This is a genomic window from Mycobacterium sp. NGS67 (assembly GCF_059812185.1).
In genome coordinates, this window is record NZ_JCALCF010000012.1 from 157,153 (window position 1) to 184,014 (window position 26,862).

At 67.4% G+C, this 26,862-nt stretch carries 27 protein-coding genes; 15 read left to right on the forward strand and 12 right to left on the reverse strand.

The window, feature by feature from the left end:
* Positions 1–7: 7 nt before the first annotated feature.
* The 3 genes from AC5Y4D_RS14040 (at position 8) to AC5Y4D_RS14050 (ending at position 1,293) form a co-directional block, all read left to right on the forward strand.
* The gene (locus tag AC5Y4D_RS14040) at positions 8–370 is read left to right on the forward strand and encodes a DivIVA domain-containing protein (protein WP_500037446.1); all 363 of its coding nucleotides are present in this window, start codon (positions 8–10) and stop codon (positions 368–370) included.
* Positions 367–948, forward strand: a complete 582-nt coding sequence (locus tag AC5Y4D_RS14045; RefSeq protein ID WP_500037447.1) for a DNA-3-methyladenine glycosylase I — start codon at positions 367–369, stop codon at positions 946–948. The genes AC5Y4D_RS14040 and AC5Y4D_RS14045 overlap by 4 nt, the downstream gene beginning before the upstream one ends.
* A 177-nt stretch (positions 949–1,125) precedes the next feature.
* Complete coding sequence (locus AC5Y4D_RS14050; RefSeq protein WP_003406247.1) at positions 1,126–1,293, forward strand: DUF3117 domain-containing protein; 168 nt, start codon at positions 1,126–1,128, stop codon at positions 1,291–1,293.
* Between the two features lie 22 nt (positions 1,294–1,315).
* On the opposite strand, the gene glgA is transcribed toward AC5Y4D_RS14050, so the two are convergent.
* Positions 1,316–2,479: a glycogen synthase gene (gene glgA, locus AC5Y4D_RS14055; protein ID WP_500037448.1), complete on the reverse strand. Its 1,164-nt coding sequence runs from the start codon at positions 2,477–2,479 to the stop codon at positions 1,316–1,318.
* Positions 2,480–2,642: 163 nt separating this feature from the next.
* On the opposite strand from glgA, the gene glgC reads away from it, so the two are divergent.
* On the forward strand, positions 2,643–3,857 hold the full coding sequence (gene glgC / locus AC5Y4D_RS14060) for a glucose-1-phosphate adenylyltransferase (RefSeq protein WP_499941233.1): 1,215 nt from the start codon (positions 2,643–2,645) through the stop codon (positions 3,855–3,857).
* 94 nt (positions 3,858–3,951) lie between these two features.
* Here glgC and AC5Y4D_RS14065 read toward each other — a convergent pair whose 3' ends face one another.
* The 5 genes from AC5Y4D_RS14065 to AC5Y4D_RS14085 are packed head-to-tail and all read right to left on the reverse strand — an operon-like array spanning position 3,952 to position 9,504.
* Complete coding sequence (locus AC5Y4D_RS14065) at positions 3,952–5,637, reverse strand: CocE/NonD family hydrolase (protein WP_500037449.1); 1,686 nt, start codon at positions 5,635–5,637, stop codon at positions 3,952–3,954.
* Positions 5,638–5,656: 19 nt separating this feature from the next.
* Complete coding sequence (locus tag AC5Y4D_RS14070) at positions 5,657–6,331, reverse strand: methyltransferase family protein (RefSeq protein WP_500037450.1); 675 nt, start codon at positions 6,329–6,331, stop codon at positions 5,657–5,659.
* The gene (locus AC5Y4D_RS14075) at positions 6,328–7,962 is read right to left on the reverse strand and encodes an ABC transporter permease (RefSeq protein WP_500037451.1); all 1,635 of its coding nucleotides are present in this window, start codon (positions 7,960–7,962) and stop codon (positions 6,328–6,330) included. Before AC5Y4D_RS14075 ends, AC5Y4D_RS14070 begins: the two co-directional genes overlap by 4 nt.
* Positions 7,959–8,882 carry an ABC transporter ATP-binding protein gene (locus tag AC5Y4D_RS14080; RefSeq protein WP_500037452.1) on the reverse strand — a complete coding sequence of 308 codons (924 nt, stop codon included), beginning with the start codon at positions 8,880–8,882 and terminating at the stop codon, positions 7,959–7,961. Before AC5Y4D_RS14080 ends, AC5Y4D_RS14075 begins: the two co-directional genes overlap by 4 nt.
* A complete protein-coding gene (locus tag AC5Y4D_RS14085) occupies positions 8,872–9,504 on the reverse strand; it encodes a TetR/AcrR family transcriptional regulator (RefSeq protein WP_499989772.1) in 633 nt (210 codons plus the stop codon). Before AC5Y4D_RS14085 ends, AC5Y4D_RS14080 begins: the two co-directional genes overlap by 11 nt.
* A 123-nt stretch (positions 9,505–9,627) precedes the next feature.
* Here AC5Y4D_RS14085 and AC5Y4D_RS14090 point away from each other — a divergent pair, with 123 nt between their 5' ends.
* Positions 9,628–11,388 carry a PE domain-containing protein gene (locus AC5Y4D_RS14090; protein ID WP_500037453.1) on the forward strand — a complete coding sequence of 587 codons (1,761 nt, stop codon included), beginning with the start codon at positions 9,628–9,630 and terminating at the stop codon, positions 11,386–11,388.
* Between the two features lie 280 nt (positions 11,389–11,668).
* Here AC5Y4D_RS14090 and AC5Y4D_RS14095 read toward each other — a convergent pair whose 3' ends face one another.
* Entirely contained in the window at positions 11,669–12,334 is a 666-nt protein-coding gene (locus AC5Y4D_RS14095) for an O-methyltransferase (protein WP_499941222.1), read from the reverse strand.
* 203 nt (positions 12,335–12,537) lie between these two features.
* On the opposite strand from AC5Y4D_RS14095, the gene sigE reads away from it, so the two are divergent.
* The 4 genes from sigE to tatB all read left to right on the forward strand — a co-directional run bounded on the left by sigE (position 12,538) and on the right by tatB (position 15,944).
* Positions 12,538–13,314 carry an RNA polymerase sigma factor SigE gene (gene sigE, locus AC5Y4D_RS14100; RefSeq protein WP_499941220.1) on the forward strand — a complete coding sequence of 259 codons (777 nt, stop codon included), beginning with the start codon at positions 12,538–12,540 and terminating at the stop codon, positions 13,312–13,314.
* A gap of 144 nt (positions 13,315–13,458) precedes the next feature.
* Positions 13,459–13,851 carry an anti-sigma E factor RseA gene (gene rseA, locus AC5Y4D_RS14105; protein ID WP_500037454.1) on the forward strand — a complete coding sequence of 131 codons (393 nt, stop codon included), beginning with the start codon at positions 13,459–13,461 and terminating at the stop codon, positions 13,849–13,851.
* 139 nt (positions 13,852–13,990) lie between these two features.
* Positions 13,991–15,505: a serine protease HtrA gene (htrA, locus tag AC5Y4D_RS14110; RefSeq protein ID WP_500037455.1), complete on the forward strand. Its 1,515-nt coding sequence runs from the start codon at positions 13,991–13,993 to the stop codon at positions 15,503–15,505.
* Positions 15,506–15,557: 52 nt separating this feature from the next.
* Positions 15,558–15,944: a Sec-independent protein translocase protein TatB gene (gene tatB, locus AC5Y4D_RS14115; RefSeq protein ID WP_499941212.1), complete on the forward strand. Its 387-nt coding sequence runs from the start codon at positions 15,558–15,560 to the stop codon at positions 15,942–15,944.
* A gap of 79 nt (positions 15,945–16,023) precedes the next feature.
* On the opposite strand, the gene AC5Y4D_RS14120 is transcribed toward tatB, so the two are convergent.
* The 5 genes from AC5Y4D_RS14120 to AC5Y4D_RS14140 all read right to left on the reverse strand — a co-directional run bounded on the left by AC5Y4D_RS14120 (position 16,024) and on the right by AC5Y4D_RS14140 (position 21,294).
* Positions 16,024–17,175, reverse strand: coding sequence for an Mrp/NBP35 family ATP-binding protein (locus AC5Y4D_RS14120; protein WP_499941210.1), 1,152 nt, complete (start codon positions 17,173–17,175; stop codon positions 16,024–16,026).
* 43 nt (positions 17,176–17,218) lie between these two features.
* A complete protein-coding gene (locus AC5Y4D_RS14125) occupies positions 17,219–18,700 on the reverse strand; it encodes a lytic transglycosylase domain-containing protein (protein ID WP_500037456.1) in 1,482 nt (493 codons plus the stop codon).
* A 129-nt stretch (positions 18,701–18,829) separates the two neighbouring features.
* Positions 18,830–19,372 (reverse strand): DUF1003 domain-containing protein, encoded by a 543-nt coding sequence (locus AC5Y4D_RS14130; protein ID WP_500037457.1) that lies wholly within the window; start codon positions 19,370–19,372, stop codon positions 18,830–18,832.
* Complete coding sequence (locus AC5Y4D_RS14135) at positions 19,369–20,679, reverse strand: magnesium transporter MgtE N-terminal domain-containing protein (RefSeq protein WP_499941204.1); 1,311 nt, start codon at positions 20,677–20,679, stop codon at positions 19,369–19,371. The genes AC5Y4D_RS14130 and AC5Y4D_RS14135 overlap by 4 nt, the downstream gene beginning before the upstream one ends.
* Positions 20,680–20,763: 84 nt before the next feature.
* Positions 20,764–21,294 (reverse strand): DUF4190 domain-containing protein, encoded by a 531-nt coding sequence (locus AC5Y4D_RS14140; protein WP_500037458.1) that lies wholly within the window; start codon positions 21,292–21,294, stop codon positions 20,764–20,766.
* Positions 21,295–21,466: 172 nt separating this feature from the next.
* Here AC5Y4D_RS14140 and AC5Y4D_RS14145 point away from each other — a divergent pair, with 172 nt between their 5' ends.
* The 6 genes from AC5Y4D_RS14145 to AC5Y4D_RS14170 are packed head-to-tail and all read left to right on the forward strand — an operon-like array spanning position 21,467 to position 26,851.
* On the forward strand, positions 21,467–21,991 hold the full coding sequence (locus tag AC5Y4D_RS14145; protein ID WP_499941201.1) for a YflT domain-containing protein: 525 nt from the start codon (positions 21,467–21,469) through the stop codon (positions 21,989–21,991).
* 17 nt (positions 21,992–22,008) lie between these two features.
* Entirely contained in the window at positions 22,009–23,403 is a 1,395-nt protein-coding gene (locus AC5Y4D_RS14150; RefSeq protein WP_500037459.1) for an extracellular solute-binding protein, read from the forward strand.
* Positions 23,400–24,287: a carbohydrate ABC transporter permease gene (locus AC5Y4D_RS14155; RefSeq protein WP_500037460.1), complete on the forward strand. Its 888-nt coding sequence runs from the start codon at positions 23,400–23,402 to the stop codon at positions 24,285–24,287. Before AC5Y4D_RS14150 ends, AC5Y4D_RS14155 begins: the two co-directional genes overlap by 4 nt.
* Positions 24,277–25,116, forward strand: a complete 840-nt coding sequence (locus AC5Y4D_RS14160; RefSeq protein WP_500037461.1) for a carbohydrate ABC transporter permease — start codon at positions 24,277–24,279, stop codon at positions 25,114–25,116. Before AC5Y4D_RS14155 ends, AC5Y4D_RS14160 begins: the two co-directional genes overlap by 11 nt.
* An 8-nt stretch (positions 25,117–25,124) precedes the next feature.
* A complete protein-coding gene (locus AC5Y4D_RS14165; protein ID WP_500037462.1) occupies positions 25,125–26,297 on the forward strand; it encodes an ABC transporter ATP-binding protein in 1,173 nt (390 codons plus the stop codon).
* Positions 26,294–26,851 carry a suppressor of fused domain protein gene (locus AC5Y4D_RS14170; RefSeq protein ID WP_499989780.1) on the forward strand — a complete coding sequence of 186 codons (558 nt, stop codon included), beginning with the start codon at positions 26,294–26,296 and terminating at the stop codon, positions 26,849–26,851. Before AC5Y4D_RS14165 ends, AC5Y4D_RS14170 begins: the two co-directional genes overlap by 4 nt.
* Positions 26,852–26,862 lie beyond the last annotated feature (11 nt).

Consider the following 26,862-nt stretch of genomic DNA (forward strand, 5'->3'; position numbering starts at 1 on the left):
CGATCCCGTGGCGTTGGTGTTGCTGTACCTGGTGGTGTTGATCCTGGTCGCGGTCGTCCTGTTCGGCGCGGCGAGCCTGTTGTTCGGTCGCGGTGAGCCGCTGCCGCCGTTGCCGCGGGCGACGACGGCGACGGTGCTGCCCGCCTACGGTGTCACGGCCGCTGACGTCGACGCGGTGAAGTTCACCCAGGTCATGCGCGGGTACAAGACCAGCGAAGTGGACTGGGTGCTGGACCGGCTGGGCCGGGAGCTCGAGATACTGCGCGCACAGGTGGCTGCCCTGCAATCGTCCGGTACGGAGGTCCAGTCCGGCGGTTCGGAGCCGTCCGACGTCGAGCCCGTCGTGTCCGAGCGTTCCGGTCCGACATGAGCGAGGACGGTCGCGTCCGCTGCGGCTGGGCCGAGGTGCGCCCCGGACCCGACGCGCAGCTCTACCGCGACTACCACGACTACGAATGGGGCCAGAAACTCACCGACGGGACGGCGCTGTTCGAGCGGATGAGTCTGGAAGCGTTCCAGAGCGGTCTGTCCTGGCTGATCATCCTGCGCAAACGCGACGATTTCCGGCGCGCCTTCGCTGAGTTCGACGTCGAGAAGATCTCCGGCTTCACCGACGCCGACGTGCAACGGCTGCTGGCCGACACGTCCATCGTGCGCAACCGGGCCAAAATCGAGGCGACGATCGCCAATGCGCGTGCCGCCGTCGAGCTGGGGTCCCCGCGGGACCTGTCCGATCTGCTCTGGTCGTTCGCGCCGCCTGCGCGGCCTCGCCTTGCCGACCTGTCTGAAATCCCTTCGGTGAGCGTGGAATCAAAGGCGATGGCGCGCGAGCTGAAGCGACGCGGTTTCCGCTTCGTCGGTCCCACCACCGCGTACTCACTGATGCAGGCGACCGGAATGGTCGACGATCACATCCGTACGTGCTGGGTGCAGCGGGCTACGGTTTGACGACCTCAGTTGGCATCAGAAGTGGGTCTTTGTGCACCTGGTCACCCGGATAGGGAACAATAGACTGGTGATTTGGCAGTTCAATGTCGGGTATGGCTGGAAATCCACTGGCGGGGCATGCTCGGCGCCGACCAGGTCCGCGGGTGCGGGCCAGATCGAATCTGGAGGGAGCACTCGATGGCGGCGATGAAGCCCCGGACCGGCGACGGTCCACTAGAAGCAACCAAGGAGGGGCGCGGCATCGTAATGCGGGTACCACTTGAAGGTGGGGGCCGACTGGTGGTCGAACTCACTCCGGACGAAGCCGCCGCCCTGGGCGACGAGCTCAAGGGCGTCACCAGCTGAGGCCGGCGCGCCTGAGCCTGCCCTACTCACACACCTTGCGGTAGATGTCCAGCGTCTGCTCGGCGATGTGTGTCCAGGAGAATTCTTCGATACAGCGCTGACGTCCCGCGCGGCCGTATTGTTCGGCCTTCGCCGGGTCAGCGATCAGGGCATTGACCGCCTCGGCCAACCGCGCCTCGAAGGCCTCGGGATACTCGGCGTCGTAGTGCACCAACGAACCGGTGACGCCGTCGGCGACCACCTCGGGGATCCCGCCGACGTCGGAAGCCACCACCGCCGTCGCGCAGGCCATTGCCTCCAGGTTCACGATGCCCAACGGCTCGTACACTGACGGGCACACGAAAACCGTTGCAGCTGAGAGTATTTCACGCAGCTTGGTCTTGTGCAGCATGTCGCGTATCCAGAACACCCCGGTGCGGGTGCGTTCGAGTCTGGCCACCGCGGAGCGCACCTCTTCGGCGATCTGCGGAGTGTCAGGAGCTCCGGCGCACAACACCAGCTGCACGTCCGGGCTGAATTGGTGCGCCGCCGCGACCAGATGCGACACACCCTTCTGCCGGGTGATCCGCCCGACGAACGCCACGATCGGCCGGTTCACGTCGACGCCGTGATCTTCCAGCACCGACCCGGTGCGCACCGGTCCGGCGGGATGCCAGACCTCGGTGTCGATGCCGTTGCGGATCACGTGCACCAGATTCGGATCCAACGTGGGGTAGACGCGCAGAATGTCGTCACGCATCCCGGTGCTGACGGCGATGACGGCGTCGGCGGCCAGGACGGCGGTGTTCTCCACCCAGGTCGAAACCTGATAGCCGCCGCCGAGCTGCTCGGCTTTCCACGGCCGCATCGGCTCCAGGGAATGGGCGGTCAGCACGTGCGGGACGTCGTAGAGCAGCTTGGCCAAATGCCCGGCCAGGCCGGTGTACCAGGTGTGCGAGTGCACGACGGTGGCCGCGTTGGCGGCGTTGGCCATCACCAGGTCCGACGACAAGGTCGACAAGGCCGCATTGGCGCTGCGCAGCCGCGGGTCGGGCTGGTGGGCGACGGCGGTGGGGCGCGGCGCGCCTTGGCAATGCACGTCGACCGCACACAGTCGGCGCAGTTGTGCGACCAGTTCGGTGACGTGTACACCGGCACCGCCGTAGACCTCCGGAGGATATTCCCGAGTCATCATTGCCACCCGCATACCCGCACGCTAGTTCGGCGACCGGACAGCCCGCCTGGCGGGTGTCGGGCTGTCGAGAAGCTCGCCAACCCGGCCGAATATCCTTGACCCACCGGTCCTCACGCTTCTCGGGCGAAGCGGGGATCGGTGGCAGGGGTCCGCAGGTGCCGATAGGTTGAAGCGCATGAGGGAATCGCCACAAGTGCTGGGCATTGTGCTGGCCGGTGGTGAGGGCAAGCGGCTCTATCCCCTGACCGCCGACCGCGCCAAACCCGCGGTTCCCTTCGGCGGCGGATACCGGCTGATCGACTTCGTGCTGTCCAACCTCGTCAACGCGCGCTACCTGAGGATCTGTGTTCTCACCCAATACAAGTCGCACTCGCTGGACCGCCATATCTCGCAGAACTGGCGGTTGTCCGGTTTGGCCGGCGAGTACATCACCCCGGTCCCGGCCCAGCAGCGCCTCGGTCCGCGCTGGTACACCGGTTCGGCCGACGCGATCTATCAGTCACTGAACCTGATCTACGACGAAGATCCCGACTACATCGTGGTTTTCGGCGCCGACCACGTGTACCGGATGGATCCCGAGCAGATGGTGCGCTTCCACGTCGACAGTGGTGCCGGCGCGACCGTAGCCGGCATCAGGGTGCCGCGAGCCGAAGCGAGCGCGTTCGGCTGCATCGACGCCGACGAATCGGGCCGGATCCGCAACTTCGTCGAGAAGCCGATGGACCCGCCCGGCACCCCCGACGACCCCGACGCCACCTTCGTGTCGATGGGCAACTACATCTTCACCACCAAGGTGCTGATCGATGCGATCCGCGCCGACGCCGACGACGACCACTCCGACCATGACATGGGTGGCGACATCATTCCGCGGTTGGTGGCCGACGGGATGGCCGCGGTTTACGACTTCGCCGACAACGACGTGCCCGGCGCCACCGACCGCGACCGCGGCTACTGGCGTGATGTCGGGACGCTCGATGCGTTCTACGACGCGCACATGGACCTGGTGTCGGTGCATCCGGTGTTCAACCTGTACAACCGGCGCTGGCCGATCCTGGGCGCCACGGAAAATCTGGCCCCGGCCAAGTTCGTCAACGGCGGCTCGGCCCAGGAGTCGGTGGTGGGCGCGGGCAGCATCATTTCGGCGGCTTCGGTGCGCAACTCGGTGTTGTCGTCCAACGTCGTGGTCGACGACGGCGCGATCGTCGAGGGCAGCGTGATCATGCCGGGTGCGCGGGTCGGCCGTGGCGCGGTGGTGCGCCACGCAATCCTGGACAAGAACGTGGTCGTCGGCCCCGGTGAGATGGTCGGGGTGGACCTGGAGAAGGACCGGGAACGGTTTGCGATCAGCGCCGGCGGCGTGGTGGCCGTCGGCAAGGGCACTTGGATCTGACGAAACCGCCGGCGAGCTGGGGCACCTCCCGCCGCGAGCAGACGCAGAATCGCATGAAAGTGCACCCGAGCGTGCGATTCTGCGTCTGCTCGCGCTACGAGGGGACTTCCGGGACCAGCAGGTGCGCGTCGTAGCGCGGACCCCAGCGCAGCGTCACCAGGCCGCGCGGCGGGTCCGGGAAGGCCGCCGGGAACTGGCCCGTCAACGGATTGCGCGGGGACAGCCAGCGTCCGGCCACCACCATCCGCAGTTGCTCGCCGGCGCGGAACAGCGTGGCCGACGGTCCCAGCGCCACGTCCACCGAAACCACTTCACCAGGAGGCACCGGCTGCACCCGGTCGCACGCCGGGACCGGCTGCCAAGGACGGGACAGCTCGGGATCCAAGGCGCGCAACGAGACCCGCTGCCATCCGGTGGCCACCCGGTCGCGGCCGTAGCCGTAGGACCCTTCGAAGCCGACGTAGCATCCGTCGCGCCACTTCTCAACTCCGACAAATAAATTCGCGTCGTCACAACCGTCCAGCTGGACCCAGAGCCGGGCCGCCATCGGTCCGGCCAGCTCGATGTCCTGCTCCACGGTCCAGCTGAATGATGCTGCGCGAGAATGCGTTTCAAACGTGATGCTGCCGGCCTTCCGGGGCGGCTCAGTCGCCAGGAGCCCGGCACCGGCGAGATACATCGGGCGCCATTTGGTGCGGGCCAGTGGCCACTCGTGCTCTTCGCGCACCGCGGCCACCGTGTCGCGGTCCTCGCGCACCTCGAGGCGGACGCTGCGGGATGCGGGCGCGCCGTTCAGCACGTCGCGAAAGAACGCCAGTTGCTCGGCCAACGCGTCGTCGGAGTAGAACGTCTCCCATTTGCCGCCGCGATGGGTGTAGAGGCGGGCGTGAGCGGACCCTCCGTGGATGAACGCCCGCATGGAGCCGCGGCTGTGCAGATTGTTGTCCGAGAAGCTGCCGCAGACCAGCATGGGGACCTTGATCTCCGACAAATCCGGTGCCACCGAACGCCAGAACTCGTCGCGCAGCGGGTGCTGGGTTTGCATCTGTTCCAGGTCGTAGCTCTGCCGGGTGCGACGACGCAGGCCGCGGGCCCACATGCGGGTGAACCCCGATTCCCGGATGCCGCCCGGGAACGTCAGGTCGCGGTAGGCATCGGTCAAGCCTTCCCACGGACAGATCGCACGCAGTGCCGGTGGCTGCAACGCGGCCACTGCGAACTGGGTGATGGCCAGGTAGGAGACACCGAGCATGACCACCCGGCCGTCGCTCCACGGTTGCTCGGCCAACCACTGCACGACGTCGTAGGTGTCCTCGGCTTCCTGGCGTGACAGCAGATTTCCGGTGCCCTCGGACTGACCGCAGCCGCGGCAGTCGGCGTTGACCACGACGAAGCCGTGCCCGGTCCACCACACCGGATCCGGAGCCTCCCAACCCGTCAGGGCGGAGAAACGCACCGGCTTGGGTTGGCGCAGGAGGCGGTATTGAGCCGAGAACGTCCAGCGCTTGCGCCGCCTGGTCGGCAGATCGTCCTTGCCGTACGGATGGATGCTGAGGATGACGGGCCGCGCAGTACCGTCTTCCTCACGAAAGACGTTGAGCCGCAAGACCGTCCCGTCGCGGGTCGGCACTTCGACATCGCGCTCGACGACGAGGTGCGGGGGAGGGTCGGTGACCGTGATCGGCGGTCTGACGAGACCGCGAACGCGCTGCACGGCGTAACGGAATGCGCCCGGACGACGCCACGGCCGGTCCAGAGTCGGTGCACAGTTGCGGGCCACGCCCGTTACCCTAGGCGCGCTACCAGACGCGTGGCACCAGCCGATAACGGACTCGCCGGGTGTAGTCGCGGTATCCCGGTAGTTCGTCTTCGAGTACCCGTTCTTCGTCGAGGATGCGCAGCACGAGGACAGCGGTGCCGGGCACCACCAGCAGCAGCCCCCAGTAGGAGCCCAGCGCCAGCGGGATACCGGCCATCAGGATCACGTCCCCGACGTACATCGGGTGCCGCACGATGCCGTACAAGCCGGTGGACACGACCGGTTGGGCTGCCTCCACCGTGACGGTCGCCGCCGCGTAGCTGTTCTGCACCACCGCCAGCATGGCCAGGCCCAATCCGGTCGCGACCAGTACATCGCCGGTCAAAGCGAGCGCGGTCGGCATCGACGACCAGTCGAAGCGGCGGTCCAGGGCGCTGACCACCACCATCGCCGCCAGCGCGGCGAACGCCGCGACGATGACGAACTTCTGCAGGGTTCTGGTTTCGGCCCTGGGTCCGGCACGCATACGTCGCTGCAGGGCATCGGGGTGGGTGCGGGCCAGATAGATGGTGGGGGCCAGCGTCGCGACGGTGAACACCGCTAGGAAAAGCCATGCCTGCCAATAATTCAACGTGCCCGCCGGGACGAACAGCATGGCACCCAGGAGGATCAGGCCGAAGACAGACGACAGCGCGATCCGCCGGCCGGTCTTCACGACCGCACATCCCGTCGCCGAAAAGCCAAGACGCCCAACCCAATCAATGCAGCGTCGATGCCCAGCAACCACAACAACGGCACCGCGGTGAAATCCCCGCCGCCGACGCGTGGCGTGTGCCCGAACGGCTCCAGGTCGAGCAGCCACTGCGAGAACCCCGACAACGACCCGAGCAGGTACAGCGCGATGAACCCGACCAGCACGCTCCATGCGGCGGAGGTGAATCGCGGTGCCAGCCCGAACAATCCGAGGGTGATCGCCGACAGCAACCACACCGCCGGCACCTGTACGGCCGCCGTCCCGACGACCGCGGGCAACGTGCCGCCGACGTCACCGGCGGCCAAACCGTAGGCCAGTCCCGCGGCCAGGCCGGACAGCAGGATCGTGAATGCCGACCCGCCCAGTGCCAACACCAGATGGCTGGCCAGCAACCGGGTCCGGGACACCGCACCGGCCAGCAGTGTCTCGGCGCGCTGACTGGCTTCCTCATGGTGTAACCGCAGGGACAGCGAGACGGCGAATGCCGCCGCGACCATGCCCAGCATGGTGAATCCGACGCCGAGGAAGGCCTGCTCGAGTGCGCTGGTACCGCCCATCCGCACGACGATCTCGCGCGCACCCGCGCCGCCACCCAACTCGTCACCGATACCGTGCGTCACACTGCCGATCAGCAACCCGTACAGCGCCAGCCCCACCGTCCACACCACGACGGAGCCGCGGTCGAGTCGCCACGCCAGACCGAAGACATTGCTCAGTGTGTTCCCCGCGACGCCGGGGCCGGGACGTTCGGCGACGAGGCCGGCGCCGACGTCGCGGCCGGCCAGCAACCGGTACGCCACGGCGGTCAGCACCGTGGCCGTCACCAGGTGCAGCAGTAGCACCCACCAGTGATCGCCTGCATAGGGACGCACCTGCAACGACCACCCCAGCGGCGAAAACCACGACAGCCCAGCCCAACCCGCGTCCCCGACGGCCCGCAGTGTGAATGCGGTGCCGAGGACTGCAAAGGCGCAACCGCGGGCAACCCGGGCGCTCGGTGAGAGCTGCGCAGCGACTGCGGCAACCGCGGTGAAGACCAGCCCGGAGCCGGCGAGTGCGGCACAGAAGGCCACGGACCCGCCCGCAGGGACGTCGGTGGTGAGCAGTGCGGCCGCCCCGACAAATCCGGTGACCAGTGAGGCGCCGAAGGACAACAGCAGCGCGGCGGTCAAGGCGGCGTAGCGGCCCACGGCGGTCGAATCGAGCAGTTCGGCCCGGCCGGTTTCCTCGTCGGCGCGGGTGTGACGAATCACGGTGAGAATGACGGCCACCGCGATCAGCACGTGGAACACTCCGGCTTTCCAGAGGCCGACCGCGCCGAGGCTGTCGTTGTAGATCTGGCCGTAGAGGGCACGCTGGGCCGGGCTCGCCATGATCGATGCCGCGAGGTCGGCCCGGTCGGCCTCCGTCGGATAGATCTTCTCGATGCTGCCGATGTACACGCTGGCCAACGGAACTGACAGCAGCAACACCCACAGCGGCAACACAATCCGGTCGCGGCGCAAGTAGAGCCGCAGCAATTGCAGTGTGCCGGTGAAGTTCGAACTGCGTTGCGGCGCAAGGGCGGAATTCTGCAGTAGGGCGGTGCTCATCGCGCCGGCACCTCCGTCCGGGCACCGTTGCTGCTGTAGTGGCGCAGGAACAGTTCTTCCAGCGAGGGCGGCTGACTGACCAGGCTGCGCACTCCGGCGGCACCGAGCACCCGGATCAGTTCACCCAAGCTTTCGCTGTCGACCTGCGCACGCAGCGTGTTGCCTTCGATGCTGACGTCCTCGACGCCCTTGATCCGGGTGACATCGCCTGGGTCGCCGATCATCTCGGCTTTAATAGAGGTCCGGCTCAGGTGCCGCATGGATTCCAGCGATCCGCTTTCCACGGTTCTGCCGGCTTGGATGATGGTCACCCGCTCGCACAGCGCCTCGGTCTCGGCCAGGATGTGACTGGACAGCAGCACCGTCGCGCCGCGATCGCGCGCTTCGGCGACGCACTGCTGAAAGACGTTCTCCATCAACGGGTCCAGCCCGGTGGTGGGTTCGTCCAGCAGCAGCAGCCTGGCCCGTGACGAGAACGCCGAGATCAAGGAGACCTTCTGGCGATTGCCTTTGGAGTAGGTCCGCACCTTCTTGTGCGGATCGAATTCGAAGCGCTCGATCAATTCCGCGCGCATCTTTTGGTCGATGCCACCGCGCATCCGGGCCAGCAGGTCGATGGTCTCGCCTCCGGTCAGTGTCGGCCAGAGCGTGACATCGCCTGGCACATAGGCGATCTGACGGTGCAGTTCGACAGCGTCGACCCACGGGTCGCCGCCGAGCAGTCGGACAGTGCCGCCGTCGGCCTTGACTACCCCCAACAGGACGCGGATGGTAGTCGACTTGCCGGCGCCGTTGGGGCCGAGGAAACCGTGCACTTCGCCTTCCTCGACCCGTAGGTCGAGTCCGTCGAGTGCGCGCACGGACCCGAATCTCTTTGTCAGACCGGAGACATCGATGGGCGCCCGGTAATCAGTGGTCATTGGACCCTCCTTGATTTTCGAGGAATGCGTCGTACATGGTGCGATCGGTGAGCAGTCCCTCGGAATAGAGCTCGAGGGCGGGCAACACCATGTCGCGGGCGTAGTCGCGCAACACCGCGCGTACATCCGTCGGCGTCTCGTGCATCTGCAGATAGAGCAGGAACCCACCGCCGCCGATGATGCCCAGATACCTTGCGCGCGCGTGCGGGTCCCGACTCGGCTTGATGGTGCCGGCCCGGACACCCTCCTGCAGGTAGTCCTCGACGTTGTCAATCATTCGCTGCCACAACATGTTCGCGAGCTCACCCCCGGACTGCATACTGCGGACCAGGTATGCCATCAGTGGGGCATAGGACTCGATCTCGGCCATCGCCCCGAGCCAGGAGGCGGGGTCGTTGGACTGGATGACCTCGGATTTGTCGCTGCGGATCTGTTCGGTGACGTATTCGTCGCAGGCCTTGCGCAGACCTTCCTTGGAGCCGAAGTGATGGATGACCAGAGCCGCGCTGACCCCGGCCGCGTCGGCGATGGCGCGCAGGCCGACCCCGAAACCGTGTTCACCGAACTGGGTGATCGCCGCGTCGCGGATCCGCGCGGTTGCGGTCAAGTCGGCTGAACGCATGTTCAGTACACTAAACGTGTGTTCAGCGCCGTGTCAAGGGTGCCGTTCTTCGCGAATCCGCCGTGCGCCTCGGTCATGGATGCCAAGATGACCGCATCGAATACCGCAACGAGGAGTAGCGAAATGTCATTTGTGGTGGCGGCACTGGACATCTTCGAGACGGCGACGGCCGATGCCGCGCAAATCGGGACGGCGGTAGGGGCCGGAAATCTGTCCGCGCTCGCCCCGACGACCAACGTGGCCGCGGCGGCGGCCGATGAAGTGTCCGCTGCAGTGGCGGCGCTGTTCGGCACGCATGCCAACGAATACCAAGCGGCAGCCGCCCAGGCGGCGGCTTATCACGGCGAGTTCGTCCGCAACTTGGGTGCGGCGGCCGCGTCCTACGGCGCTACCGAGGCGGCCATCTTGCGCGAGCTGGAGAGTGTGCTGCTGGGCGGCGGTGCGGCCGCGGCGCCCTTGGCGGCGCTGAACGAGGTCGTCTCCGGTGGGTTTCAGGCAATTGTCTACCGTCCGATTCACACGGCCGGTCAAGCATGGATCGCCAGCCCGTTGGGCCAGGCGGTGGACCCGATCATCAATGCGCCCACCCAGCTGCTGTTCGGACGCGACCTGATCGGCAACGGCGCAGCCGGAACGGCGACGTCACCGACCGGCGGCGCCGGCGGATTGCTGTTCGGTGACGGCGGTGCCGGCTACAGCCCGACCGGCGGCGTGTTGCCCCTTGCCGGCGGGACCGGTGGAGCTGCCGGGCTGATCGGCAACGGCGGCAGCGGCGGTACCGGCTGGGCCGGCGGTGCGGGCGGGACTGGTGGCGTCGGCGGTTGGCTGATGGGCAATGGCGGCCACGGTGGCGCCGGCGGTGCACATCTCGTAACCGGCGGTCCCGGCGGTGCGGGTGGCCAGGCGCTCCTGTTCGGCGACGGCGGATACGGCGGCATCGGCGGGGCCGGTGCCACGGTCGGAGCCACCGGCGCCCGCGGCTACGGCGGCCTGTTCATCGGTCAAGGCGGGCCCACCTACATCCCCGGTACTGGCGAGATCGTCACCATCGAGTTCGTCCGGCACGGGCAAACAATCAGCAACGTGACAAACCTGCTGGATACAGCGATTCCAGGCCCCCCGCTCACCGCGTTGGGCCAGCAACAGGCTGCCGATATCGCCGCCGTGCTCAACGGTCAGGGCACCTTTGCAGGGATCTTCGAATCACAGCTGCTCCGGACCCAGCAGACCGCCGCGGCGCTGACGGCCTACGTGGGACAACCGACCGCGGTCGAGCTAGCCGGGCTCAACGAGATCGGTGCCGGTCTCCTCGAGGACATGGGGCCGATTCCCGCGGGACTGCTCTACTTGGCCGGCCCGTTGGTGTGGACCCTCGGATTCCCTGCCTTCCCGATGCTGGCCCCGCTGTCCACTACCCCCACCGGGTTGAACTTTGCCGCCGGCTTCAACAGCGCGGTGCAGACCATGTACAACACCGCACTGGCAGCCCCGGGAAACACCGTCGTCGCCTACTCCAGCGCACTCACCATCGAGGCAGGCACGATGATGATGGTCGACAACCCCAACCCGTTGCTACTGCTCACACATTCGTTGCCGAACACGGGCGTCGTAGTGATCCAGGGCAGTCCACAAACCGGCTGGACGATGCTGAGCTACGACGGGGTGCCGCTCGGGCCGGCGAACTTGCCGACCCAGCTGTTCGTCGACGTGCGCAACTTCATCACCGCGCCGCAATATGCGGGTTACGACATCGGGACGGCATTGTTCAGCGGCGACCCGGCCACCATCGTCAACGCGGTCCGCGACGGGGTCCGCGAGGTGACCACGGCCACCGTGCACTTCCCGTTCGCGATCGCCGAGACCCTGCTCGGGGCGGTGGCTTAGTGGCAGAGGCGTTCGGATGGACCTGGGCTTCCGCGCGACACCTGGTGTAGCCAGTGTGAAATCTGGACCTTGACTGTGCGGCCTGGGCTTTGCGCGGGAAGTCTGGGCGGGATTTCGGCCGAATTTCCCGCCGTGGGCTCACCCCGAAAGCCGTCGCTTCACAACCAAAGCCAAGGATTCACACCGAAGTCGTGAAACAGCCGAAACGCCTTACCCTGCCGCGCATAAACCCCGCTACGGGTCTGAAATCAGAGTCAGACGCAGTTACCGTTTCCGGCGCTCAGTCGCGGACCGCGGCCAGCAGTCCGTCGCCCAGCGGTATCAAGGCCGGGGTGAGCCGTTCGTCCTCGGCGATCAACCGCGCCGCCTCGCGAACCGCGACCACTTCGGCGTCGCGCGCCTCGGGGTCACCGGCGCGGCCGCCGAGTGCCGCCCGGTGCACGACGATCACCCCGCCCGACCGCAGCAACCGCACACCTTGCACTACGTATTCGGGCTGGTCGATCGGATCGCCGTCAATGAACACCAGGTCATAGGAGTCGTCGGCGAGCCGGGTCAGCACTTCCTGGGCCCGTCCGCTGATCAGCCTGGTGCGCGACGGCCCGACCTGAGCCTCGGCGAACGCCTGCTTGGCCTGCCGCACATATTCGGGCTCGATGTCGATGGTGGTCAGCACGCCGTCGTCGCCCATTCCCGACAACAACCACAGCCCGCTCACGCCCACCCCGGTGCCGACCTCGGCGACCGCCTTGCCGCCGCTGAGTTTGGCCAGCAGGCTGAGCAGCGCACCTACCGCGGGAGTGACCGCGCCGGCGCCGCTGTCGGCGGCCCGCTCACGCGCGCCTACCAGAATCGCATCCTCGGAAATCGACTTCTCGGCGTGCGCCATCAGCAACTCGGCCCGGCTGGGGGTGGCGGCACCGCCGGCGTCGTCGGAACTGGACATGTCCGCAGAGTATGCCGAACCGTCGGCGCGGCAAGGCAGGCGCGCCCGGCGCGTGCGGCGTGGACACGCCCGGGAGCCGCCGCGCGAGGAACATCACTGCGATATCCATAAGTGCTGGAAAACGCTGGTAACGGTATGGTTTCTCAGCCAAAGCTCAGATTGCTCATACCTCGCCCACACTCGGATAGGCGACGGTGATCGGTATGCAACGCGGAGCACTGTGCGGTGAGAACGACGGGAATACCGGATCGCAGATTCGTGTTTCGGCGAGTGAAGAATGGCCAATCCTGCAAGCCAGGCAAAACCAAGAGGAAGTGAACACCACCACCTTGAGCACGATCACCATGTCTCACCCCCAGCAGGTCAGTTACGACGACTGGGCCGAGCCGTCCGACGCGCTGCTCGGCACAGCGGTTTTCGACGCGACCGGGGACAAGGCGGCCATGCCGTCGTGGGACGAGTTGGTGCGCCAGCACGCCGACCGGGTGTACCGACTGGCCTACCGGCTCACCGGCAATCAGCACGACGCCGAGGACCTGACTCAGGAGACGTTCATCAGGGTCTTCCGGTCCGTCCAGAACTATCAACCCGGCACATTCGAAGGCTGGCTGCACCGCATCACCACCAACCTGTTCCTGGACATGGTCCGTCGCCGCGCCCGCATCCGGATGGAAGCGTTGCCCGAGGACTACGACCGAGTGCCCGCCGACGAGCCGAACCCGGAGCAGATCTACCACGACTCGCGGCTGGGGCCGGACCTGCAGGCGGCGCTCGACTCGCTGCCGCCCGAGTTCCGTGCCGCAGTGGTGCTGTGCGACATCGAGGGTCTGTCCTACGAGGAGATCGGCGCCACGTTGGGCGTCAAGCTCGGCACGGTGCGCAGCCGGATCCACCGGGGACGTCAGGCTCTGCGCGACTACCTGGCCGCCCACCCCGGACATGGGTTGCACGCCGACGACCGCACGGCGAAGGCCAGCTGAGTTTCCGACGGTAGGCCGTGCCGTCGCACGGTTGCCGAATGTCGGGAAATACTGGGGTTTTAAGGGCTGAACATGGTTATCGAGCACCGCCTCGCGCTACATTCGAGATACGGATGGCTGGAAAAGGCGCGAAGGGATCTTCTGATGACCGACCGGGGGCATGTGTTTCGGCGCGCGTTCTCCTGGCTGCCCGCTCAGTTCGCTTCCCAGAGTGACGCCCCGATCGGCGCGCCGCGTCGGTTCGGATCCACCGAGCATCTGTCCATCGAGGCCATCGCGGCGTTCGTCGACGGCGAGTTGCGGATGAACGCGCACCTGCGTGCCGCGCATCACCTTTCGCTGTGCCCGGAGTGTGCGGCCGAAGTCGAGGATCACAGCCGCGCGCGCGCCGCGCTGCGTGACTCCCATCCGATCCGCACCCCCAGTTCGCTGCTCGGGTTGCTGTCGGAGATCCCGCACAGCCCGCGGGAAGAGGCGCCCCAATTCCCTGAAGCCTTCGCCGACCGCGATGTTCGTAATCAGCGGAAGCGCCGCTAGCTTGACCTTTGCTTGCCTGCGCCGGTGTCGGCTCGTTGCTGGCTGTGCCGGTTCATGCCGACGGGCCGTCGTCCGTGGATACTAGGGTGGACGCGGAGATGCCCGTGTCGGGCGCCGCAATGGATCTGGAAGAGGAACCGTGACCTCCGACGAAGGCAACAGCAAGGGGCAAGACACCGAACGGCTTGCGCCGCGCCCCATTTACCGGCCACCGGTCGACCCGTCCTCCCGTCAGACGTTCGCCCGCCCGACCGGACTACAGGGGTCTTTCGTCGCCGATCGGGTGCGTCCGCAGAAGTACCGGGAACAGTCGGAGTTCCGGCCGCACGATCGACCGGCCGACCCGGTGTTGGCCGACGCGTTCGGTCGGCCCTACGGTGCCACCGAAACCCTGCAGCGTCATCCCATCGACGCCGCCGCGATGGCCGCGGAGAAGAACGGCGACCAGGCCGACGAGCCCGACGATCCGTGGCGTGACCCTGGCGCCGCCGCAGCGCTGGGCACTCCCGCACTGCCCCCGGTCGTCAGCCACGCCGAGTTGCGGCACAGCGGCAAACTCGGCGTTCGCGACGTGCTGTTCGGTGGCAAGGTGTCCTACCTGGCGCTGGCGGTATTGCTGCTCATCGCGCTGGTGATCGGCGCGCTCGGCGGGGTGATCGGTCGCAAGACCGCCGAGGTGGTCGAGGCATTCACCACCTCGAAGGTGACGTTGTCGACCGCAGGCAACACCGAAGAACCGGCCGGGCGGTTCACCAAGGTGGCTGCCGCCGTCGCGGACTCCGTGGTGACCATCGAGGCGAAAAGCGACCAGGAGGGGATGCAGGGTTCCGGCGTCGTCATCGACGGCCGTGGATACATCGTCACCAACAACCACGTCATCTCCGAGGCCGCCAACAACCCCAGCCAGTTCAAGATGACCGTGGTCTTCAACGACGGCAAGGAAGTTCCCGCCAGCCTGGTTGGCCGCGACCCCAAGACGGACCTGGCCGTGCTGAAGGTCGACAACGTCAACAACCTGAGCGTGGCCCGGCTCGGCGACTCCAACAAGGTGCGGGTGGGCGACGAGGTGATCGCGGCCGGCGCCCCGCTGGGACTGCGCAGTACCGTCACCCACGGCATCGTCAGCGCGCTGCACCGCCCGGTGCCGCTGTCGGGCGAGGGTTCCGACACCGACACCGTCCTGGACGCCATCCAGACCGACGCCTCGATCAACCACGGCAACTCCGGCGGTCCGCTCATCGACATGGACTCCCAGGTGATCGGCATCAACAGCGCGGGTAAGTCGTTGTCCGACAGCGCAAGTGGACTCGGCTTCGCCATCCCGGTCAACGAGATGAAACTGGTGGCCGAGACGCTGATCCGGGACGGCAAGATCGTGCACCCGACGTTGGGCATCAGCACCCGCTCGGTGAGCAACGCGATCGCCTCGGGTGCACAGGTGGCCAACGTGAAGGCCGGCGGCCCCGCGCAGAAGGGCGGGATCCTGGAGAACGACGTGATCGTGAAGATCGGCGGGCGTAAGGTCGCCGACTCCGACGAGGCCGTCGTGGCGGTGCGGCAGCTGACCATCGGCCAGGACGCGCAGATCGAGGTGGTCCGCGAGGGTCGTCCGGTCACCCTGACCGTCAAGCCAGACCCCGACACGAGCCCGTGATGATCGCAAGCGCGGCGCAGCCGGGCGCTGCGGGTCATCACCTTCTAATCTGATGTTCGCCAACATCGGCTGGGGGGAGATGCTGGTCCTCGTGGTGGTCGGGCTGGTCGTACTCGGACCCGAGCGCTTGCCCGGCGCCATCCGCTGGACCACTGGCGCCCTGCGGCAGGCCCGCGACTATCTGAGCGGCATGACCAATCAGCTGCGCGAGGACATCGGGCCCGAATTCGACGACCTGCGTGGGCAACTCGGGGAACTGCAGAAGCTGCGGGGTATGACGCCGCGGGCCGCGCTGACCAAGCACCTGCTCGACGGCGACGATTCGATATTCACCGGCAACTTCGACAAGCCGGTCAGCACGCCGGAACCGGCACCCGCGCCGGAGGCACCCGCATCGCCGAAACCCGAACACACCCCGTTCGACACCGACGCCACCTAGCCAACCCGCTGAGCAGCCGCAAAAGCGCCCTATTTCCGCAGGAAAATGGGCGCTTTTGCGACTGCTCGCGCGGGGACAGTCAGCGACGAGTCGGGTCCAGTCCCAACGACATTCCGGCCAACCCCCGCCGACGCGAGGACAGACTGTCGGCGATGCGGCCCAGCTCCTTGCCCACCGCGGAGTCTGGCGCATCAAGCACCGCGGGCACACCGGCATCCCCGGCGGCGACCAGAGCGGGATCCAGCGGGATCTGACCCAGCAGCGGCACGTCTGCCCCCACCGCACGCGAGAGCCGCTCGGCGACCTGCCGGCCACCGCCCTCACCGAAGACGTGCAGCGTGCTGCCGTCCGGCAGCGTCAGTCCGGACATGTTCTCCACCACGCCGACGATCCGCTGACGGGTTTGTATCGCGATGCTGCCGGCCCGTTCGGCGACCTCGGCGGCGGCCGCCTGCGGCGTGGTCACCACCAGGATCTCGGCGTTCGGCAGCAACTGAGCCAACGAGATCGCGACGTCACCGGTACCCGGCGGCAGGTCGAGCAGCAGCACATCCAGGTCACCCCAGTACACGTCGGCCAGAAATTGCTGCAGTGCCCGGTGCAGCATCGGACCGCGCCACACCACCGGCGTGTTGTCCTGGGTGAACTGCGCGATCGAGATGACCTTCACCTCGTGGGCGATGGGCGGCAGAATCATCGACTCCACCTGGGTGGGCCGGTCCGTGGTGCCCATCATGCGGGGAATGGAGTGGCCGTGGATGTCGGCGTCGAGCACGCCGACGGACAGACCACGGGCGGCCATCGCCGCGGCCAGGTTGACCGTGACAGTGGATTTGCCGACGCCACCCTTGCCGGACGCGACGGCGTATACCCGGGTCAGCGAGCTGGGCTGGGCGAACGGGATGACCGGTTCGGCGGCGTCGCCGCGCAACTGCTTGCGCAGCTCGGTGCGCTGCTCGTCGTTCATCACGTCCAGGCTGACCCGGACCGCGCCGGTGCCCGGGACGTCGGCGACGGCCTGGGTCACCCGCTCGCTGATCTCCGACTTCTTCGGGCAGCTGGCTGTGGTCAAAAGGATCGTGACGTGCACACTGCGGTCGGGCTCGACGTCGATGCTCTTGACCATGCCGAGCTCGGTGATCGGGCGCCGCAGTTCGGGGTCGATCACCTTGCCCAGGGCGGCACGGATCGCGGCGGTCAGATCAGCGGTGTCATCTCGGGTTTCGGACATCACCGCCGAGTGTAGGCGGCGCGCAGCACCTGCTATCGAACGGTCAGCTGACCGGTGCGAGCGCCGGCTCACCCGGGGCCGGCGGGCTGGGCTGCTGCGGACCTGCCGGCTTGGGTGACGGGGTGCCGTTGGCCGGAGCCGGGGCAGCCGGGCCTGCGGGCGCCGGCGCGGCGGGCGCCGGTGCCGCGGGCGCCGGTGCGGCGGGGGCAGGAGCGGCCGATGCCGGAGCAGCAGGGGCGGGAGGCGCCGCCGGAGCGAACGGCAGTGCCGGCGCGGCCGGCGGCGGGGCGAACGGATCCTGGAACGGCGGAGCCGCCGGGGGAGCCGCCGGGGCAAGCACGATGCCGCCGTTGGGTATCGGCGCCATGCCGGGCTGGACACCCTCGGGTGTCTGGGAGTTGATGCAGATCAGCGTGCATCCCGGCGTGGCCGCCGGTACGGGTGCCGGCTGCTGAGCGGGCGGCAACCACGGCCACATCGGTGCCTGCGGCTGCTGGTACAGGTTGGCGTACTGCGGGATGACCTGCGGCTGCCCGAAATCGATCAGCGGCATGTGCTGGCCCAGCGGGTCGTTGACGCCCAGGCCGGTGACGTTGAGCGGCAGATTCGGCCCGAGGCCTTCCGGGTGCTCGAGGTGCGCATCGCCGATCGGTGGTGGCGGCCCGGTGATCGGCGGCAGGTCGACCGGGACCACACCGGTGGCGTACGCGGCGGCCCAGCCCAGCACGTTCTGGGCGTAGGACATCGAGTTGTTGTAGCGCAGGATCGCGGACATCACCTGCGACGGGTCGCGCAGGTTGAGTCCGCCGCTGCACAGATAGCGGGCGGCGGCCAGCGTCGCATCGAACAGGTTCTGCGGGTCGGGCACGCCGTCGCCGTCGCCGTCGACGGCGTAGCGCGCCCAGGTGCCGGGCAGGAACTGCATCGGCCCCATGGCCCGGGCGTACTGCACCCGGTTGCCCTGGTTGCTCTGGACGATGACCTCGTTGCCGGGCAGCGTGCCGTCCAGCGCCGGCCCGTAGATGGGGTTCGTCGCGGTGCCGCGGGCGTCGGTGGCACCGCCGTTCGCATGCATGGACTCGATGCGCCCGATGCCCGCAAGCAGGTTCCAGCTGACCCCGCAGCCCGGGACCGCGCCGGCCATCTTCTGCTCGGCGTTGCGGTAGGCCGACAGCGCCATGATCGGAATACCAAGCGTGCCAGGCGAATTGACGACCGTCGGCGGAGGCGGGGCGGAGATCGTGGCGGCGGCGACGTGGAAGCTGGTCGGCACCCGTTGCACCGAGATGACCGTCGGACCGGACAGGTCGACGTGCGGTGCCGGGCCAACCGCCGCAACCGGCGCGATTGCCGCGCGGGTCGGCATCTTGCCGTGGCCGGAGGGCGCGGCGCCGCTGACCGCGCCGGCGAAAATCAACGGGGAGATCATGACCACGCCGAACACCGGCGTCCTGGTAACGCGAACAACCCCCTGCCGCACCTTCGCGACGGCTGGGCCAACTCCCCAGCGTCCCCCTACGCGCACCTCGACCGTCCTCAAATTCTGTGAGCCGCCGGGAAAACTGACCTCTTTGTTACCTGCTTGTTAGCTTCGTGAACTAGATCACCATACATAACTCTCGTGACGGGAGTTGCGCAATGGTTCAGTTGTTTCTCAGCTGGATTTCTTAGCCCGGCGCTCGGTTCCCTCGGGTACGCGTAGCGGCCCGGAATTGGCCGGCGGCACCTGCAAATCCGCCAGCAGCGTGCGCAGACTCTCCAGCTCATGGCGCAGGTAGTCGCGGGTGGCCACCTCACCGACGGCCAGGCGCAACGCGGCCAGTTCGCGGGCCAGGTATTCGGTGTCGGCCTTGGTTTGGGACGCGCGGCGACGATCCTCTTCCAGTGCGACACGGTCGCGGTTCTCCTGACGGTTCTGGGCCAACAGGATCAGCGGCGCCGCGTAGGCCGCCTGGGTGGAGAACGCCAGGTTCAGCAGAATGAACGGGTAGGGGTCCCATCGCCAGCGCACGGCCCCCAAGTTCAGCGCTATCCAGATGAGCACGAACACCGTCTGCAGCAGCAGGTAGCGACCGGTGCCGAAGAACCGCGCGATCGACTCGGTGATCTGCCCGACGGCCTCGGGGTCCAGCCGCGGCGTGAACCTGCGCGACGTGCGGGGTGTGTACAGCCCCCGCGGTGCCGAGGACTTGCTCACAGCGACGATCCCTCGGTGCGCGCCGGCCGGCCGGCGGGATCGAGCTGGGGCACGTCCACCCGCCAGTCATGCGGCAACAGATGGTCCAGCACGTCGTCGACGGTCACCGCGCCCAGCAAATGGCTCTGGTCGTCGACCACCGGTCCGCACACCAGGTTGTAAGCCGCGAAGTAGCGGGTTACCGCGGCCAACGGGGTCTCCGGGGTGAGAGTGAGCAGGTCGGTGTCGACGATTCCGCCGACCAGTTCGGCAGGTGCCTCGCGCAGCAGCCGCTGCAGGTGCACGCAGCCCACGTAGTGGCCCGTCGGCGTCGCCGTCGGCGGCCGCGCCACGAAGGCCATCGAGGCCAGGGCGGGAGTCAGGTCGGGGTCGCGCATCCTGGCCAGCGCCTCGGCGACCGAGGTGTCGGCGGTGAGCACCACCGGATCGGAGGTCATCAGCCCGCCGGCGGTGTCAGGGGAGTGCTTGAGCAGCCGTCGCACCGGGTCGGAGTCGTCGGGATCCATCCGGGTCAGCAGGACCTCGGCGTCGGTCGGATTCAGCACACCGAGCAGGTCGGCGGCGTCGTCGGGATCCATCTCTTCCAGCACGTCGGCGGCCCGGTCGGTGCCCAGCTGGGACAGCACCTCGGCCTGGTCGAGTTCGGGCAGTTCCTGCAGGATGTCGGCCAACCGTTCGTCGTCGAGGGCTTTGAACACCTCGTAGCGGCGTTTGGACGGCAGGCCGCGGATCGCGTCGGCGACGTCGACCGGTTTGCGGCCCTCGAAGTGGTCCAGCAGCTGTGCCACCCCCTGGCCCGGCATCGCCAGGGCTGACGGCGTCAGACCGTGCACGTTCTGCCAGTCCACGACGTGCACCGGCCCGCGCCGGCGCAGCCGGCGATGGGTGCGAACGGCGACCCGACTGACCACCCAGTCCCGGGTTCGGGTCTGCTCGATGCCCAGGTCGGCCACCACGAGGTCCAGGCCGGCCAACTCCGGCAGGTCGGGGTCGTTGACCCTGACCTGAGTGTCGAGCACCTGACCCATGGCCAGCACCTCGCCCGGTCGCTGCTCGAAGTGGCGCAGCGACACATTTCCGGTGCTCAGCGTCACCGCGTTGGGCTCGATCGCGGCCACCCGCAGCATCGGGATGAAGATGCTGCGTCGGGTCGCCAGGTCGACGACCAGTCCCAGTACCCGCGGCTGCGCACGCACGATGCTGATGCCGATCACGACGTCGCGTACGCGCCCGAATGATTCCCCGAGTGGACCCAGCACCAACATCCGCGGCAGGCGCGCCACGTACACCCTGTTGACAGATCCCATAGGACAGAGCGTAGGAGCGCGACCGGTGATCACGCTGCCCGAGGTCGTCCTAAGCCCCGCGCCCCGGTCGGGGAGGACGTCCGATCAGCGGCTGGACGCGACCAGGAAGATGAGGACGCCGACGGCGGTCAGGGCCAACGTCGCGCCGCCGACCGCGATGCCGGCGATGGCCATCCCGCGCCCCGCCTGGCGAGTTTGCTTGATCTGGTTGAGCGCGACGATCCCCAAGACGACGCCCGTGATATCCAGCAGCACGCCGATGTAACACAGCAGCATCGCCGGTAGCCCGACGACCGAGGTGGCGAGCGATGCGATCGCCAAGCCGTTCGTGCCGCTGGGGGTGCCGTAGTACGGGTCGCCGCCCATGGCCGGACCCGGATACTGCGGGTAGCCCCCAGCCGGATAGGCAGGTGGCGGGGGTGGCGGTGGAGCTGGGGAATACGGCACGTTGCCGTAGCTGGGCGGCGGGGGCGGCGGAGAGTAGCCGCCGGGGTAGGGGGGTGGGTAGCTGGAAGGCGGTGGTGACGGTGGTGGCGACGACCCCGGCACCGCCCATTGGGTCTGGTCGAATGGACCCGACCCGTAGGCCGCGCCGTCGTCACGGGGACCTGTCATGGTGACCGACTCTACCGCGGTATGCGCCGAAAAACGCGGCGCTGGCCAGGTGATATGCGAGGAACTTCGGGGTCCCGGACGGCTGCCGGCGACGTGCCTGCATAGTGCTGAGGTCGGGGACGTGAAACGATGGTCGGGCAGATGGCGGGCAGGAGGAAGTATATGAGGACCGATGACTAGCCCATTCCAGCCCGGACAGCCCGACCCGGCGGCGGGCGGCGGGCCCGCGGGTCGGCGCGCTGTGCCCGCCTTACCGACACCGCCCAAAGGCTGGCCGGTCGGGTCGTACCCCACCTACGCCGAGGCGCAGCGCGCCGTGGATTACCTGTCCGACCAGGAATTTCCAGTCCAGCAGGTGACCATCGTCGGCGTCGACCTGATGCAGGTAGAACGCGTCACCGGTCGCTTGACCTGGGGCAAGGTGCTGGGCGGCGGCGTGCTCAGCGGTGCGTGGCTGGGCCTGTTCATCGGGCTGGTGCTAGCGGCCTTCAGTCCACAGCCGCTGGGCGCAATTTTCACCGGTTTGGTCGCCGGTGTCTTCTTCGGGTTGATCACCTCGGCGGTGCCGTATGCGATGGCGCGCGGAACCAGGGACTTCAGTTCGACCATGCAGTTGGTGGCCGGGCGGTACGACGTCCTCTGCGATCCGCAGAACGCGGAGAAGGCGCGGGATCTGCTGGCGCGTCTGGCGATCTGACGCCGGGTCCGAAAGCCTTGCTGTTGCGGCGTTGGGGGGCGACCGCGCTGGCGGCACTGATCGCGGCATCGGTGGTCTCGGCCTGCGGTTCCCGAAGTTCCGGTGTGGTCATCAGCTTCTACACCCCGGCCACCGACGGGGCGACGTTCGCCGCGGTGGCGCAGCGCTGCACGGCCCGGGCCGGCGGCCGGTACCGCATCGCGCACGTGAGCCTGGCCAGGTCACCCGACGAGCAACGCCTGCAGCTGGCCCGCCGCCTGTCCGGCAACGACCACACCCTGGACGTGATGGGCTTGGACGTGGTGTGGACCGCGGAGTTCGCCGAGGCGGGGTGGGCGCTGCCGCTGTCGGATGATCCCGCGGGCCTGAGCGAGTCCGACGCCGCCGTCGACACCCTGCCCGGCCCGCTGAGAACGGCGACCTGGAACCGGCGACTCTATGCCGCACCGGCGATCACCAACACCCAATTACTTTGGTACCGACCGGATTTGGTGCGACAGCCGCCGCGTGACTGGGCAGGGATGGTGGCCGAGGCGACACGGCTGCACGCGGAGGGCAAGCCCAGCTGGATCGCGGGCCAGGGCAGCGAGGGCGAAGGGCTGGTGGTGTGGTTCAACACGCTGCTGGTCAGCGCCGGCGGTCAGGTGCTCTCCGAGGACGGCAAACGCGTCACCCTCACCGACACCCCTGAACACCGGGCGGCCACCGTGACCGCGCTGCGGATCATGAACTCGGTGGCGACGGCGCCCGGCGCCGACCCGTCGATCACCCGCAGCAACGAGAGCAGCACCAGGCTGGCGGTCGAGCAGGGGAAGGCCGCGCTCGAGGTCAACTGGCCCTACGTGCTGGCCTCGATGCTGGAGAACGCGGTCAAGGGCGGTGTGCCGTTCCTGCGCCTGGACCGTGTTCCCGAGCTGGCCGGCAGCATCACCGATCTCGGAACCTTCGCCCCCACCGACGAACAGTTCCGCATCGCGTACGAGGCCAGCCGCGAGGTGTTCGATTTCGCGCGATATCCCGGCGTGGCCGGACGGCCGGCAAAGGTCACGATCGGCGGCCTGAACCTCGCGGTGGCCGGCACCACCCGTCATCGCGCCGAAGCGTTCGAAACGGTCCGGTGCCTGCGCGACCTGGCCAGCCAGAAGTACGTCGCTATCGACGGGGGCCTGCCGCCGGTGCGGACGTCGCTGTACTCCGACCCGCGGTTCCAGGCCAAGTACCCGATGTACGGCGTCATCCGCCAACAACTCACCGATGCCGCGGTGCGGCCGGCGACACCGGCCTACCAGGCGGTTTCCATCCGGCTGGCGTCAGCGCTGAGCCCCATCACTGCGATCGATCCCGACCGTATGGCCGACGAACTGGTCGTGCAGGTGCAGAAGGCCATCGACGGCAAGGGCCTGCTGCCATGACCACGCTCGGCGGCGAGCGGCGGCTGGCCTACCTGCTGGTGGCCCCCGCGGTGACCCTGATGCTGGCCGTCACGGCCTACCCGATCGGCTACGCGATGTGGCTGAGCCTGCAGCGCAACAACCTCGCCTCGCCCGACGAGACCGCGTTCGTAGGACTGGACAACTACCGGACCGTGCTGACCGACCAGTACTGGTGGAATGCGCTGACGGTGACGCTCGGAATCACGGTGGTCTCGGTGTTCTTCGAATTCGTGCTCGGACTGTCGCTGGCGCTGGTGATGCACCGGACCGTGTTCGGCAAAGGGCTGGTGCGCACGGCGGTGCTGATCCCGTACGGGATCGTCACCGTGGTCGCGTCGTACAGCTGGTACTACGCGTGGACTCCCGGCACCGGCTATCTGGCGAACCTGCTGCCCGACGGCTCGTCCTTCGAAGCCCCACTGACCCAGCAGATCCCGTCGCTGGGCATCGTGGTGCTTGCCGAGGTGTGGAAGACGACGCCGTTCATGGCGCTACTGCTCCTGGCCGGGCTGGCGTTGGTCCCCGAAGACCTGTTGAAGGCGGCCGAGGTCGACGGTGCCGGCGCCTGGCGACGTCTGACGAAGGTCACCCTGCCGATCATCAAGCCCGCGGTGGTGGTCGCCCTGCTGTTCCGGACGCTCGACGCGTTCCGCATCTTCGACAACATCTACGTGCTGACCCCCGGCGACAACAACACCGGATCGGTGTCGATCCTGGGTTACGACAACCTGTTCAAGGGGTTCAACCTGGGGCTGGGTTCGGCGATCAGCGTGCTGATCTTTGTGTGCGTGGGGATCATCGCGCTGGTGTTCGTCAAGCTGTTCGGTGCGGCCGCGCCCGGAAGCGACGCCGATGGCCGGTGAACGGGTAGACGCCCGCCGCGCGGCGTTCTGGGGGATCGTCGACACACTCGTGGTGTTGTATGCGCTGCTGCCGGTGCTGTGGATCTTCAGCCTCTCGCTCAAGCCGTCGTCGAATGTCAAGGACGGCAAGCTGATTCCGGCATCGGTGACGCTGGACAACTACCGCGGGATCTTCCGCGGTGACCTGTTCAGCTCGGCACTGGTCAACTCGATCGGGATCGGGTTGATCACCACCGCGATCGCGGTGTTGCTCGGGGCGATGGCGGCGTATGCGATTGCACGACTGGACTTTCCGGGCAAGCGGCTGTTGATCGGGATGACGTTGCCGATCACGATGTTCCCGGCGATCTCGCTGGTGACGCCGTTGTTCGACATCGAGCGCGCGGTGGGATTGTTCGACACCTGGCCGGGGCTGATTCTGCCGTACATCACATTCGCGTTGCCGCTGGCCATCTACACGCTCTCGGCGTTCTTCCGGGAAACCCCATGGGATTTGGAGAAAGCAGCCAAGATGGACGGCGCAACGCCGGCCCAGGCATTCATCCGGGTCATCGCGCCGTTGGCGGCGCCGGGCCTGGTGACCGCAGCAATTCTGGTGTTCATCTTCGCCTGGAACGACCTGTTGCTGGCGCTGTCGTTGACCGCCACCAAAGCCGCGATCACCGCTCCGGTGGCGATCGCCAACTTCACCGGCAGTTCGCAATTCGAGGAACCGACCGGGTCGATCGCGGCAGGGGCTATCGTGATCACCGTTCCGATCATCGTGTTCGTGCTCGTCTTCCAACGAAAGATCGTCGCCGGGTTGACCTCTGGGGCTGTGAAGGGATAGTTATCGCGATGGCCGAGATCGTGCTGGAACACGTTCACAAGAGCTACCCCGACGGGCACACCGCCGTGCAGGACTTGAGCATCACCATCGCCGACGGCGAATTCCTGATCCTGGTCGGACCGTCGGGCTGTGGCAAGACCACGACACTGAACATGATCGCCGGACTCGAGAACATCTCGTCGGGCGAGCTGCGGATCGGCGGTGAACGGGTCAACGAGAAAGCGCCCAAGGACCGCGATATCGCGATGGTCTTCCAGTCCTATGCGCTGTATCCGCATATGACGGTGCGTCAGAACATCGCGTTCCCGCTGACGCTGGCCAAGCTGAAGAAGGCTGACATCGCGGCGAAGGTCGAGGAGACCGCCCGGATCCTCGACCTGACCGCTCTGCTGGATCGCAGGCCTGCGCAGTTGTCGGGTGGTCAGCGGCAGCGGGTTGCGATGGGCAGGGCAATCGTGCGCCAGCCCAAGGCTTTTCTGATGGACGAACCGCTGTCCAACCTCGACGCCAAGCTGCGGGTGCAGATGCGCGGCGAGATCGCCCGGCTGCAGAAGCGGCTGGGTACCACCACTGTCTACGTCACCCACGACCAGACGGAGGCGATGACGCTCGGCGACCGGGTGGTGGTGATGCACAACGGCGTCGCGCAGCAGATCGGCACGCCCGCAGAGCTTTACGAACGACCAGCGAATCTGTTCGTCGCCGGTTTCATCGGCTCGCCGGCGATGAACTTCTTCCCGGCCACCCTGACGACCCTGGGGCTGAATCTGCCGTTCGGCGAGGTGACGCTGACCCCGGAGGTGCAGCACGTGATCGCGTCGCACCCGAAACCGGAGAACGTCATCGTCGGGGTGCGGCCCGAGCATATCGTCGACGCCGCGCTGATCGACGGCTACCAGCGGATCAGTTCGTTGGTCTTCGACGTCGGAGTCGATCTGGTCGAGTCGCTGGGTTCGGACAAGTACGTGTACTTCACCACCGCTGGGCCCGAGGTGCACTCGGCACGCCTGGACGAGGTGGCCGCCGAGTCCGAGGTGAACGAAAACCAGTTAGTGGCAAGGGTTCCCACCGAGTCGAAGGCAGCGATAGGCCAACCGGTCCAGCTCGCATTCGACACCGCCAAGATCGTCGTGTTCGACGCCGACTCCGGTGTCAACCTCACGTTGCCGCGTGCCGAATGACGCTGGAAGCCGTGCGCGCTCATCTGCGTGCGCATTTCGCCGACACCAAGCCGGATTCCGCGAGCGTGACTTTTCTGGGCAGCGAACCCATCGAGGTGCTGCGGTTCCGCACGGCCGGGCTGACGCATTTCGTCACACTGGGCTGCTCGCGGCATCCGATGACCGATCCGACCGAGTTCGTCACCGATCAGCAGCGCGGTCCGCGCGCCGAAGTGGTGCTGCGCCTGCGTGATCCAGGAACTACCGTCGGTCTGGCGCGCAGCCTGGCGGTCGTGGCGGCCACACCCGCAGTGGAAGGCATTGTTCTGGTGGCCGACGCGCTGATCGACCTCGGTAGGTCACTGTGGAAAGGGACGGCGTTCAGCGCAGTGCTCCTGGGGCACAGCGATATTGCCGATCTGCCGCTGGATCCGCCGCGCGACCCGGTGCGATTTCTTTCCGCGACGCCGATCACTGCGATCGAGGCCGCCTGGGTGCGGCTCAAGGGCGCCGAGGCGATGCGACAAACCTGGGACATCGACGGCGTCGACGTGCTGGACCCCGATCGCGCGTGACCGAAACTTTT

Excerpts from the sequence above, each read along its gene's own strand:
- AC5Y4D_RS14080 (WP_500037452.1), bottom strand. The coding sequence starts at position 8,882 with ATGACCACTGATTACCGGGCGCCCATCGATGTCTCCGGTCTGACAAAG.
- AC5Y4D_RS14090 (WP_500037453.1), top strand. The coding sequence starts at position 9,628 with ATGTCATTTGTGGTGGCGGCACTGGACATCTTCGAGACGGCGACGGCC.
- AC5Y4D_RS14120 (WP_499941210.1), bottom strand. The coding sequence starts at position 17,175 with ATGTCCGAAACCCGAGATGACACCGCTGATCTGACCGCCGCGATCCGT.
- AC5Y4D_RS14045 (WP_500037447.1), top strand. The coding sequence starts at position 367 with ATGAGCGAGGACGGTCGCGTCCGCTGCGGCTGGGCCGAGGTGCGCCCC.
- sigE (WP_499941220.1), top strand. The coding sequence starts at position 12,538 with ATGCAACGCGGAGCACTGTGCGGTGAGAACGACGGGAATACCGGATCG.
- AC5Y4D_RS14085 (WP_499989772.1), bottom strand. The coding sequence starts at position 9,504 with ATGCGTTCAGCCGACTTGACCGCAACCGCGCGGATCCGCGACGCGGCG.
- AC5Y4D_RS14135 (WP_499941204.1), bottom strand. The coding sequence starts at position 20,679 with ATGGGATCTGTCAACAGGGTGTACGTGGCGCGCCTGCCGCGGATGTTG.
- glgC (WP_499941233.1), top strand. The coding sequence starts at position 2,643 with ATGAGGGAATCGCCACAAGTGCTGGGCATTGTGCTGGCCGGTGGTGAG.
- glgA (WP_500037448.1), bottom strand. The coding sequence starts at position 2,479 with ATGCGGGTGGCAATGATGACTCGGGAATATCCTCCGGAGGTCTACGGC.
- tatB (WP_499941212.1), top strand. The coding sequence starts at position 15,558 with ATGTTCGCCAACATCGGCTGGGGGGAGATGCTGGTCCTCGTGGTGGTC.
- AC5Y4D_RS14095 (WP_499941222.1), bottom strand. The coding sequence starts at position 12,334 with ATGTCCAGTTCCGACGACGCCGGCGGTGCCGCCACCCCCAGCCGGGCC.
- AC5Y4D_RS14050 (WP_003406247.1), top strand. The coding sequence starts at position 1,126 with ATGGCGGCGATGAAGCCCCGGACCGGCGACGGTCCACTAGAAGCAACC.
- rseA (WP_500037454.1), top strand. The coding sequence starts at position 13,459 with ATGACCGACCGGGGGCATGTGTTTCGGCGCGCGTTCTCCTGGCTGCCC.
- AC5Y4D_RS14075 (WP_500037451.1), bottom strand. The coding sequence starts at position 7,962 with ATGAGCACCGCCCTACTGCAGAATTCCGCCCTTGCGCCGCAACGCAGT.
- AC5Y4D_RS14140 (WP_500037458.1), bottom strand. The coding sequence starts at position 21,294 with ATGACAGGTCCCCGTGACGACGGCGCGGCCTACGGGTCGGGTCCATTC.
- AC5Y4D_RS14165 (WP_500037462.1), top strand. The coding sequence starts at position 25,125 with ATGGCCGAGATCGTGCTGGAACACGTTCACAAGAGCTACCCCGACGGG.
- AC5Y4D_RS14145 (WP_499941201.1), top strand. The coding sequence starts at position 21,467 with ATGACTAGCCCATTCCAGCCCGGACAGCCCGACCCGGCGGCGGGCGGC.
- AC5Y4D_RS14155 (WP_500037460.1), top strand. The coding sequence starts at position 23,400 with ATGACCACGCTCGGCGGCGAGCGGCGGCTGGCCTACCTGCTGGTGGCC.
- AC5Y4D_RS14160 (WP_500037461.1), top strand. The coding sequence starts at position 24,277 with ATGGCCGGTGAACGGGTAGACGCCCGCCGCGCGGCGTTCTGGGGGATC.
- AC5Y4D_RS14170 (WP_499989780.1), top strand. The coding sequence starts at position 26,294 with ATGACGCTGGAAGCCGTGCGCGCTCATCTGCGTGCGCATTTCGCCGAC.